This is a genomic window from Flintibacter muris (genome assembly GCF_943192995.1).
In the GTDB taxonomy this organism is placed as follows: Bacteria; Bacillota; Clostridia; order Oscillospirales; family Oscillospiraceae; genus Lawsonibacter; species Lawsonibacter muris.
The window spans coordinates 1-9,275 of record NZ_CALPCP010000071.1 but is presented as its reverse complement, the minus strand read 5'-3'; the positions used below and the strand labels follow the sequence as shown (position 1 = coordinate 9,275).

13 protein-coding genes are annotated in these 9,275 nt (G+C 60.9%); 1 reads left to right on the top strand and 12 read right to left on the bottom strand.

Annotation, left to right across the window (positions count from 1 at the left end; genetic code table 11):
* Positions 1 to 27: 27 nt before the first annotated feature.
* Both NFS22_RS22430 and NFS22_RS23950 read right to left on the bottom strand, forming a co-directional pair.
* Positions 28 to 387, bottom strand: a complete 360-nt coding sequence (locus NFS22_RS22430; protein WP_251319884.1) for a hypothetical protein — start codon at positions 385 to 387, stop codon at positions 28 to 30.
* An 8-nt stretch (positions 388 to 395) separates the two neighbouring features.
* A complete protein-coding gene (locus NFS22_RS23950) occupies positions 396 to 1,412 on the bottom strand; it encodes a DNA cytosine methyltransferase (protein WP_338148062.1) in 1,017 nt (338 codons plus the stop codon).
* Between the two features lie 15 nt (positions 1,413 to 1,427).
* Here NFS22_RS23950 and NFS22_RS23945 point away from each other — a divergent pair, with 15 nt between their 5' ends.
* Positions 1,428 to 1,778 carry a hypothetical protein gene (locus tag NFS22_RS23945; RefSeq protein WP_338148061.1) on the top strand — a complete coding sequence of 117 codons (351 nt, stop codon included), beginning with the start codon at positions 1,428 to 1,430 and terminating at the stop codon, positions 1,776 to 1,778.
* Here NFS22_RS23945 and NFS22_RS22415 read toward each other — a convergent pair.
* The 10 genes from NFS22_RS22415 to NFS22_RS22370 form a co-directional block, all read right to left on the bottom strand.
* Positions 1,754 to 2,518 carry a DNA adenine methylase gene (locus NFS22_RS22415; protein WP_251319883.1) on the bottom strand — a complete coding sequence of 255 codons (765 nt, stop codon included), beginning with the start codon at positions 2,516 to 2,518 and terminating at the stop codon, positions 1,754 to 1,756. The two genes, NFS22_RS23945 and NFS22_RS22415, sit on opposite strands and share 25 nt — an antisense overlap.
* 4 nt (positions 2,519 to 2,522) lie before the next feature.
* Positions 2,523 to 4,511 carry a DNA polymerase gene (locus tag NFS22_RS22410; RefSeq protein ID WP_251319882.1) on the bottom strand — a complete coding sequence of 663 codons (1,989 nt, stop codon included), beginning with the start codon at positions 4,509 to 4,511 and terminating at the stop codon, positions 2,523 to 2,525.
* 12 nt (positions 4,512 to 4,523) lie between these two features.
* Complete coding sequence (locus NFS22_RS22405; protein WP_251319881.1) at positions 4,524 to 5,234, bottom strand: DUF2815 family protein; 711 nt, start codon at positions 5,232 to 5,234, stop codon at positions 4,524 to 4,526.
* Positions 5,235 to 5,248: 14 nt separating this feature from the next.
* A complete protein-coding gene (locus tag NFS22_RS22400) occupies positions 5,249 to 5,635 on the bottom strand; it encodes a hypothetical protein (protein WP_251319880.1) in 387 nt (128 codons plus the stop codon).
* The gene (locus NFS22_RS22395) at positions 5,632 to 6,861 is read right to left on the bottom strand and encodes a DUF2800 domain-containing protein (protein WP_251319879.1); all 1,230 of its coding nucleotides are present in this window, start codon (positions 6,859 to 6,861) and stop codon (positions 5,632 to 5,634) included. The genes NFS22_RS22400 and NFS22_RS22395 overlap by 4 nt, the downstream gene beginning before the upstream one ends.
* A gap of 10 nt (positions 6,862 to 6,871) precedes the next feature.
* Entirely contained in the window at positions 6,872 to 7,369 is a 498-nt protein-coding gene (locus NFS22_RS22390; protein ID WP_251319878.1) for a hypothetical protein, read from the bottom strand.
* Positions 7,370 to 7,466: 97 nt separating this feature from the next.
* Positions 7,467 to 8,138, bottom strand: coding sequence for a transglycosylase SLT domain-containing protein (locus NFS22_RS22385; protein ID WP_251319877.1), 672 nt, complete (start codon positions 8,136 to 8,138; stop codon positions 7,467 to 7,469).
* A complete protein-coding gene (locus NFS22_RS22380; RefSeq protein ID WP_251319876.1) occupies positions 8,135 to 8,725 on the bottom strand; it encodes a hypothetical protein in 591 nt (196 codons plus the stop codon). Before NFS22_RS22380 ends, NFS22_RS22385 begins: the two co-directional genes overlap by 4 nt.
* Before the next feature lie 15 nt (positions 8,726 to 8,740).
* A complete protein-coding gene (locus NFS22_RS22375; RefSeq protein WP_160233258.1) occupies positions 8,741 to 8,950 on the bottom strand; it encodes a hypothetical protein in 210 nt (69 codons plus the stop codon).
* A 3-nt stretch (positions 8,951 to 8,953) separates the two neighbouring features.
* Positions 8,954 to 9,154 carry a hypothetical protein gene (locus NFS22_RS22370; RefSeq protein ID WP_160233259.1) on the bottom strand — a complete coding sequence of 67 codons (201 nt, stop codon included), beginning with the start codon at positions 9,152 to 9,154 and terminating at the stop codon, positions 8,954 to 8,956.
* Between the last annotated feature and the right edge of the window lie 121 nt (positions 9,155 to 9,275).

The following is a 9,275-nucleotide window of genomic DNA, read 5'->3' as shown; positions in this document are numbered from 1 at the left end:
GCAGTAAAATCCTCGGAAACCTTGTGTTCATGCCATTTTTGTACCCATTATTAACATAATGGCTTTGTTCAAATAAATGCTGTTGCCCAGAGCCTTGTATCTGAGGCTGTCAGCGCTGCTCACCGTGCGGGTCTTGCCCTTTTTGTCCGTCTTGGTCCAGTCTCCTATATCCGTCCAGCCGTCCGGGTAGCCCATGAGCCGTTCACATTCCAGCGGGGTGAGGCGGCGGACAAAAAGGCCCTGTCGGATGCAGGGGGTATAATTTAGGCTCTGGCCACCACCAGGCTTTGCTTGGAGGGTATGGGTGACCTCTGGGCTCTCCGCACAGTTGCGGCAGTCAACGGCCACCACAAGGTCCGCCGTGGTCTTGTCATTAGCAGCTCTCAATGTCGAAGTCACCCCCCCCGCTTGTAGTCACCAAAGCCCTGCATAGTAAAAAGGGTCTGGTCATTGTTTGGGCAAAGCGTTCCGCTCTTTTCAATCTGTATCAAGGCTCCTTTTCCACCTCCTTTGCACCCAGCCCGCATCCGTAGGCAATACGCTCTTGGAGCATCAGGGGAACATTCCCCCCCCGTCCCCATTTTCCCGCTGAGGGTCTGGACGGTGCCATCCTCAGACAGCTTGACACGGCTGTCCTGGGCGTGATTTTCCACAGGTATGGCAAGGGGCCGCTGGACGATGCAAACACCGCCCTGCTGAGACGTGGGGGCTCCTCCGTTGCAGTCCAATGTGCATGAGATGTCTGCCGGGATAATACCGGCTTGAGGATTAGGGGAAAGCATCCCGGCGCTGTAATATGCGCCTATTCGGTATGCGCTTGCCTCTCCAGCGCCTCCCGGAGTATCGGCGGTAAAGGTTTGCCACGGCGCTCCGCACGGCGGAGAATACCCTGGCACGCCTTGGCGCTCAAAGAGTATTTCGGGTGCGGTGAGGCCTCCAAAATCGCAGACAAGTGTGATGCGCTTGCGGCGCTGGGGCACTCCCCAAAACTGAGCATCGAAAACTCTCCACGCAAGGCTCCATTTTCCTCCCATGTCGGTGAGGCATCCGGCTGTTGGCCATCCACGTTTAGGGATAGAAACAGCGGGGGCTTGCGGGCAGACGATCTTGACGGTTTCGTGGAGGACGGCGGCAAAGTCCGCCCCTTTGTTTGAGCTAAAGGCTCCGGGGACGTTCTCCCACACCATCCAGCGGGGGCGGATGCTCCGCCCAGTTCTGCCTCTTGCGGCATCTGCATCCCTCATTTCTTTAATTACTCTGATTTGCTCCATAAAGAGCCCAGAACGCTCACCGGCCAGCCCGGCCCGGCCTCCCGCAATGGAGAGGTCCTGGCACGGGCTCCCGCCGATTATGACGTTGACAGGCTCCACGGTGGAGCCGTTGATTTTGGTGATGTCTCCCAGGTGTATCATGTGGCGATCTCCTTAATGGTCAATGCCTATGTAGTCCAGGACCTCAGCTATGCCAAGGCCGCCTTGGTCCACAGGCCTCATGCAATAGTCATACTGCTTGGGGTGGGTTTCCTGCATCTGCTGGAAACGGTTTGGGCAGCTCTCAAGGTGGGCTCCGAAAGCGCAGAACATACACCCGGTACGGCTCACGCCGGTGGTGTAAAATTCAAATTTCTTTTCGCTCTCTGGGTATTCTTCCAGGCACAGCCGGGCGGCCCTGTCCGGGCACTCTTTCCCGTTATATCTGCAATGGATTTCTCCATATACGGAGGCATACCCTTGTCATTTTTCATGCGCATAGTTCAAAGCCTCCTTGGTGGTAAATAAAAGAGCTTTTCAGTCACTTTGAATTGATTGCTTTTGTTGCGGTCCAGTGTGCGGGTAAAGGGGCGCTCCCATATGCACGCAACGCCGGGTGGGGCCTCTTGCTCACTTACAAAGACGGTGTGCCCCGTATCGGCCAAGAGCTGCATGGCTATCCAAAACTCAATGGTGTCAAACTTTTCTCCACCATAGCCCGTGGTGTTGTTGTAGGGCGGGTCAGCGTAGATGACGGAGCCGGGAGGGATGCCCAGGTGGCGGTAGTCCCCACAGACAAACTCCGCATTTTGCAGGGTGGCCATGTCTTTGAGCAGGGACCGCTTGCTTTGCAAAGCGTAGTTGGTGTCGGTCTTATTTCGGGCATAGCCTCCGTACCACTTGCCGCCAAAGCTGCACCCAAAGCCCACAAAACCGGCCAGAACAGGGTCAAGCTCTTTGTGGTCCCGTATGTATTGGTATTGTTCCAGTGTGATAAGCTCCGGCAGGTTGTAGCCCCTCTGTACGCCCTGGAGCATGGCAATGAGGTAAGCGTGCTTGTCATTTAGGATTTTCCGGTCAAAGCCAAGGACCTTGCTCTCAACGGCACAGGAGCCGCAAAACAGACTAACAAAGCATTGTCCCCCCCCCCCGTCACGGATATGACGGAGGCAATCTGGGCCGCTATTCTGGATTTTCCGCCTTGGTATCTCATTGATGATGTTGGCGATGGCTCCGGCAATGCGGCTTTTACCGCCCATGTACTGCATCGCTTTAATCCTTTCTGAAATAGTGCCCCACCCAGCCGTCCGCATTGAGCGGCAGATCAGGGGCCCAGGAGATAGGGGTGCGCATTATGGAGCATACCAAGTCCAGCATGGTGTCCTCATCCGTCCAGGGGGCCACGTCAATGACCACCTCATCATGCACATGGAAGATCACCGGGAGCCCGGCGGCCTCCAGGCGCTCAATGGTGTCCGCCAGACAGTCACGGGCAATGGCCTGGACACAGTTCTCCACCAGCTTGCCGCCGTAGGTTTCAATGCGTTTCCACCGCTTGGTTTTCTGGTCCATGCCCATGTAGGCAATGGAGGGCTTGTCCCATTGGTTCTGGCCTATGCTGGGGCTCACATAATAGAGCTTGCGGCCAGAGGGCAGGGTGATGGTCATGCAGTCCGTTCCCTGGTTGCAGTCATACTCACGGGAGAGGATGAGGCTATTTATGCCCACCGTCCCGCCCTGGGTGATGACTTGGATGGCGGCGTTGTCCATGGAATACCAAAGATCACGGATGCGCTTATTGGCCTCCCGCCACCGGCTCACGATGTCCGGCAGGTCCGTCTCCGGGATGCCCATATCCAGGGCCCCCATGTTGATGAGCGCCCCGGTGCTGCCCTGGTAGCCCAGGGCCAGCTCCGCCACCTTGCCCTTTTGCCGGAGTGCGTACTCCGGGCGGCCCTTTTTGATGTGCTCCAGGGGCACGCCAAACATCTGGGAGGCGCTTGCCTCATAAATCTTGCCGTGGGTGCGGAACACTTCAAGCCGCCACTGTTCCCCAGCCAGCCAGGAGATGACACGGGCCTCAATGGCCGAAAAATCAGCGTCAATGAACACATGACCCTCCGGCGCTATGAACGCCGTGCGGATGAGCTGGCTGAGGGTGTCAGGCACGGAGCCATAGACCGCCCGGAGCCCGTCCAGGTTGCGGCGCTGGACCATCTCACGGGCCAGGTCAAGGGGCTCCGTGTAGGTGCGGGGGAGGTTCTGGACCTGTACCAGCCGCCCGGCCCAGCGCCCGGTGCGGTTGGCTCCGTAGAATTGGAGCAGCCCCCGGACCCGGCCATCCGCACACACGGCGGCCTCAATAGCGTCATATTTCTTGGTGGAGGTCTTGCCCAGCTCTTGGCGTATCTCCAGCATACGGCGGACTTTGAGGCTGTTGTTGTCCTCCTTGAGCAGCCGGGCCACAGTGTCCTTGCGCAGATCAGCCAGCTCCTCCCCGGTTTCCTCCTGGAGCCATTCGGTGAGCTGGGCCACACTGTTGGGGTTATTAAGGCCGGACAGTTGCATGGCCTCCGTCATAAGGTTCTGGCGGACCGTAGCCCCCAGGGAGAGGGCACCGTCCACCAGTTCCATGTCAACGGCCACGCCCCTTGCGTTGATAATAAGGTCTGTCTCCCACTGTTTCTGTACGAAGTCCGGCACGGGGAAAGCGGACAGCCGCCGCTCAATCTCCATCTCCGTCACCACGTCCTGGCGGCAATACTCCCGGAACAGCTCCCACTTGGCGGGGTCATGGTGCGGGAGGTTCCGGGTGCGCTGGCCGTTGGCCTTGGAGGGCTTGCAGGGCACGCAGAAATAGCGGATGAGGGCCTTGCCGGTGTTCAGCTTTTTCTTGTCCTCCGGGAGCCCCAGCGCTTTCCCCGTGGCCTCCAGCCCGGCGGTATAGCCACAATAGAGGCCATGGAACATGGTGCAACGCCACTGGCTGGGCGGGAGGGCTCCCAAAAACTTGGAGAGGCAGCCCCACTCAAAGGGAGCGTTGTATGCGTGCTTGATGTAGTCCGGGGAGGTGATGGCCTGGACCAGCCACGGGGGGAGGTATTCCCCCCGTGCCAGGTCGATGATCTCCACAGGCGCACCATCCACGCTGTACGCAAAGAGCAGGATTTGAAAATCCGGGCTCTGTATGTACTTTTGGGCCCCGGCCTTGGCCAGCGGCACGCTGGAATAAGTCTCCAGGTCAATGCTGAGATGGTGCATGATGTCCTCCTCTTACATGGGCTGGCCGGTGATGGGGTTGATGCCGTTGGCGGTGCCCCAGGGCGGCGTGGTGGCGGGGGCAGGAGCGGCCACAGGGGCCCCGTAGGCGGGCGCAGGAGCCACCGGGGGCTGGACACCCTGGGCAGGGTTGGCAAAGTCAGCGGCGGCACCGCCGGGCTGTCCAATACCGGCAAAGTCAGAGGCCGCAGAGGCAGAGCCGGAAAGCGGCTCCCCGTCTCTGGTTTTCATCACGTTGCCCAGGCCGCAGCCGATGCCCTTATTGCCGCTGTTGGAGTAGCCGAAAAAGCGGATGGTCACACGGGCATACATCCCGCTGTAAACTTCACGGGGCGGGAGCTCCTGGTTGATGTTCTGGATGCCCACCACCTGGGGCTTGTTAAAGGTAGAGGCGGACATGACCCAGTGGCCACGGCACTCCTCACCAAAGGGCTCCCCGGACTGCCGCACGCCATCCCCGTCATAGATGGGCACCCGGAGCTGGGGCGGGGCGGCACCGTTCCACACCTTGCTCACCGCATCCTGGGCGGCGGCCTGGATAGAGGCGTCAATGTCGGCCTTGGTGGCAAAGTCCGTCTTGGGGATGAGCAGGGTGGCGCTGTATTTCGGGTCATCGCCGGGCTTGTTGGTGCGGGGCTCGATCAGGTGGACATAGGACAGGCGCACTTCGCCGGTCAGCACCTTTGCGGGGTCATTCTGATACATGGAAAAATCCTCCTTTATTGTCTGAGTTCATGGAAAACGCTGTTGATCTTCACCCATTTCTCATGGGTACGTTTGGCCTCTTTTACCGCTGCTGTCAGGCGGTTGTTTTCCCTGGTGACCTTGAGCTTTTCCTCCTTGGTCAGACGGGGTGCAAAGGGGCCTTTGAGGTTGCGCCAGCCGTGGGCGTATTCCTGGGATTTCTCTTTCCAGGCCTGGAGGCTATCCTCCACGGCGTTCTGGATATAGAGCTCCGTGGTCAGGATGGCCTCCTCATTCTCCCAGTCATAGCAGAACACCAGCCGGAGCAGCTTGCGGATGTTGGTGATGGTCAGCTCATGGAGCCTGGGCAGGTAGATGGTGGCCCGGAAAGTGTCCGCCCGGAAATACACCGTTTCGGTCATTCCGGCACCGCACCCGCAAAGTCAGCGGCGGCGGGGTTGTAGGCCTCCCGTTTGTCAGAGGCCTCCGCCAGTGTGGGCTTGCCCAGGGGCTTGACCACAAAGCTGCCGATCTTCTCCTTAAATTCCTTTTTGCCCATAAGCTCCTCAATCTGGGAGAGTGTCTTGGGCTTGCGGTCATAGACCAGGGCCTCATCATAGCCCGCCGCAATGACGGCTTGGATGGCGGCATCCTGGTCCGTAAAGGTCCGGTCACTCCGCCCGGCCACCAGTTTCCAGCCGGGGATGGGCTTGCCGTTCAGCAGGGCCGTGGTGGCGTATTCCTCGAGGTCCTTGTACCACTGGACCAGGAGCTTGCCCCGGACCAGCAGGTCACCGATTTCCTCATCCGTGAGGAGGCCGGGGGCCTCCATCCCGCTGGCCTTGGCGGCCTCCATAGATTGCAGCTCCTCCGGGGAGAGGGAGCCCGCCGGGACACACCCGGCAAAGTCCTCCAGGGCGGTGTTGACACCGGCACGGGCCCGACACTGGGCCTTGCCCCGGCAAAACCGGCAATGGTCACCGGGGACAAACTCCCCCAGGCCTGAAAAGGCCTTTTGTGCGGTGGGCTTGATGCTCTCCCCCCAGGCCCGCAGCTCCTCCACCGTGATGGTGTCCGTGGTGTAGCTGTCAAGGCGGGGCTGGTCAATGCTCATGCGGACCTTTTTGATGGCGTCCCCGAAAATGGGGGCGTAGCGCTTGAGGGCACCCAGGGCATAAAGCCGCATCTGGGGGTTGCCCTCAGCGGACACGGGGACGCCCTTGCCGTGCTTGTAGTCGGTGATGCAAAGGGTATCTCCTCCAATCATCACACAGTCACAGGTGCCAAAGCCCTCCGGCACATAGTCCGCAAAGTCTACCTTGACCTCAGCGGCCACGGTGGGGGGGCTGTTGTAGGTCATGGCCTGCTCCAGCAGGTGCTCCAGGTAGAGGTCCGTGGTCTTGTCCATCTCCGGGTCATAGCGGGCCTCTTTCTTGAGCTTGTTGAGCCGGGAGTTATAGGTGCGGTTGGTCATGATGGTAAACTTCTTGAGGACCTTGAGCTCCGCAATGGCGTGGGCCAGGCGGCCCTCCTCCGCATAGTCGCTGGTGCTCTCCGGCAGCCCCTCCTCAAAGCGGGGGGCCGCCGTGCACGCCAGCCAGCGGGAGGCGGAAGATGCGGAAAGCAAAGCGTGTTTCTCAGGGGGCATAGGGCACCTCCTAAATCTGAGCGCCCAGAGCCCGCAGCTCCGTGGCAAAGACGCCATACTGAGCGGGCTGGAGCTGGGTGATGGCCTGGACGCCGTACTTGGTCAGCAGGGCCAGCAGGGGCTCCATCTTCCCGGCGTTTACCAGGGCGGCCCCGGCCTTGGAGATTTGGTCCAGGGTGTAGGTGGGGGCACCGGCCACCGGCATGACAGGAGCGGCGGTCTGAGGAGCCGGAGCGGGCGCAGGAGCGGGGGGCGTAACAGGGGCCGCCGGAGCCGGGGGCGGGGTCACGGGAGCGGGGGCCGGGCCGGGGGTCTGGGGCATGGCCGGAGCCGGGCCCGTGGCGGGGGCGGGCATCTGGGGCGGAACAGCCGCCGGAGCGGGCATCTGGGGCCGGGGAGCGTCAGGGGTCAGGATGCTGGGGTCCACCGTCATGGCAGCGGCCAGCTTTTCAACGGCAGCCACCAGGGCCGGGGCCTCCACATTGATGGTCATGGACAGGTTACTCATCTTGTAAATCCTCCTTGTTTTCAGATTGACAGTCACAGGGCTCACAGGGGTCAAGGTGGGCCCCGCAATAGGGGCAGGTGGTATAATAGGGCATAGGTCAGTCCTCCAAAATGCTTGTCCAGTGTTCCAGGGCGGTCATGACCTTGCGGGTGTAGTCCGTTTGGTAGACACCGGCGTCCCAGAGCTTTTGGGCACCGCTGGGGTCGCAGTTGTAGGCCATCAAGGCTCGCTCCGTGTCCCCGTAGCGGTCAAGGTAGCCGCCGATGATGTAGACGCCAGCCTCAATATTTCCGGCATGGGTCAGCGGGTCCATGCCCAGGCCTTGGAGCCATTCATGATTACATTGGTTTATCTGCATGAGGCCATAGTCACTGGTGGGGCTTGTGGCGTCCGGGTCAAAGTGGGTTTCCACCTCAGCGATGGCCAGCGCCAGGGCATAGGGCACGCCGTAGCGCTCACATTGGTCCTGCATGATTTCCTGGAGGTCATAGGCCAGGAGCCGCCCGTCACTCACAATGTCATCCCGGTGCCTCACCAGCTCCGGCGTTTCAGCCGGAGCGGTGGGCGGTGGGGTGCTGGTGGGCTCCGGGGCAGACGTGGCCACGGTCACCGGGGGCTTGTCCGCCAGCAGGGCGTCAAAGATAAAGTTTAAGGTGAGGGCGGAAACGGTGAGGGCCAGGATGATGGCCAGAGCGATGGCGGCGCAGGCCATGACGATGGGCCAGGGGTTGCGCCGGGGCTTGTCCCACGGGTCCTGGGCGGTCCTCATTTGTCCACCCGGCGGAAAAGCTCCTCTATGAGCTCCCGGTTGCTGTACCCCTCCAGCGGGTTGCTGTCATCCTCCACCGCAAAATCGGAGGGAATGAGGAAAGCGGGGCGGGACCCGCGGGTGCCGGAGCAGTAGTGGTTGCCGAGGTAGCCATCGGAGAGCAAGCCAAGGACCCACACATGGTCATCATCCACGCAGGGCGTGGACCAGGGGGTCACGGACCACTCCCAGCTCTCCGGGTTGGGCAAGATGCCGTGGTACTTGCGCAGCTCATCCAAGGTGAGCGGGGCCACCTTGCACTCCACGGTCCCGTACTCCTTGGAGCCGTTGAGGGCGGTGAGGTCCACCGTGCGGGTGATGACCTCCTCCGGGTGCCCCTGGGTGATGCTGTCCAGGAAAGCGCCGTTGAGGTGCACCCGGAGGGCGTTGTCCTCATCCTTGAAGTTGTTGGTCTTGCCAAAGGACTGCTCAATCTGCTCGGCCACGGCCAGCAGGGTGCCCTCCTTGCGGTGCTCCAGGACGATGCAGGGCTCCCCACGGTAGAGGATGACCTTGCCGGGGACAATGCGGGAAACGGGGGTTTTCATGTGCTGTTCCTCCTTTTAGTGGTTGGTGGGGGCGGCGTCCCGCTCCCTGGGGCCGTTGTCATAGTCCGGCCCGGTGCCGGTCCATTCGTACTCACACTCAGGGCCGATGAGGATGCCGGTCAGCTTGTGCGTGGCGTCATCGCAGGTGGGGGCCCAGACGGAGATGTCCAGCTTGGCCTTGGTGGTCTTGTGGCGCAGGCCAACGCTCCATTTGTACTCTTTCATGGATTAGTCCTCCTCCGTTTCAATGGTGATGATGTTTTCGGCCTGGACAATGATGTCCGACACGATTTGACGGATGGGCAGGCCGGTCTTGGCCTTGAGGCGGCGGACTACTTTCTCCGCCTCCGGGGTGAGGCGGACCGTGCCGATGCACTCCATGGCCCGCCCACCAGCTTTGAGCACAATGGCGTTTTCGTTTTTGCTCATGGGGTTGTCCTCCTTGGTTTTTTGGTGCCTGTGTGGTGCGGGTCATGCCTCAGCGGCAGCTCTGCGTTCCCCTCCGCTCAAGCTCCTGCTGCATGGTGAGCTGGGCCAGGTCGGCGTCATA

Bases quoted from the DNA above. Each gene is read 5' to 3' on its own strand.
- NFS22_RS23950 (WP_338148062.1), bottom strand. From the start codon at position 1,412: ATGATACACCTGGGAGACATCACCAAAATCAACGGCTCCACCGTGGAG.
- NFS22_RS22375 (WP_160233258.1), bottom strand. From the start codon at position 8,950: ATGAAAGAGTACAAATGGAGCGTTGGCCTGCGCCACAAGACCACCAAG.
- NFS22_RS22405 (WP_251319881.1), bottom strand. From the start codon at position 5,234: ATGTATCAGAATGACCCCGCAAAGGTGCTGACCGGCGAAGTGCGCCTG.
- NFS22_RS22390 (WP_251319878.1), bottom strand. From the start codon at position 7,369: ATGAGTAACCTGTCCATGACCATCAATGTGGAGGCCCCGGCCCTGGTG.
- NFS22_RS22415 (WP_251319883.1), bottom strand. From the start codon at position 2,518: ATGCAGTACATGGGCGGTAAAAGCCGCATTGCCGGAGCCATCGCCAAC.
- NFS22_RS22380 (WP_251319876.1), bottom strand. From the start codon at position 8,725: ATGAAAACCCCCGTTTCCCGCATTGTCCCCGGCAAGGTCATCCTCTAC.
- NFS22_RS23945 (WP_338148061.1), top strand. From the start codon at position 1,428: ATGGTCAATGCCTATGTAGTCCAGGACCTCAGCTATGCCAAGGCCGCC.
- NFS22_RS22400 (WP_251319880.1), bottom strand. From the start codon at position 5,635: ATGACCGAAACGGTGTATTTCCGGGCGGACACTTTCCGGGCCACCATC.
- NFS22_RS22410 (WP_251319882.1), bottom strand. From the start codon at position 4,511: ATGCACCATCTCAGCATTGACCTGGAGACTTATTCCAGCGTGCCGCTG.
- NFS22_RS22385 (WP_251319877.1), bottom strand. From the start codon at position 8,138: ATGAGGACCGCCCAGGACCCGTGGGACAAGCCCCGGCGCAACCCCTGG.
- NFS22_RS22370 (WP_160233259.1), bottom strand. From the start codon at position 9,154: ATGAGCAAAAACGAAAACGCCATTGTGCTCAAAGCTGGTGGGCGGGCC.
- NFS22_RS22395 (WP_251319879.1), bottom strand. From the start codon at position 6,861: ATGCCCCCTGAGAAACACGCTTTGCTTTCCGCATCTTCCGCCTCCCGC.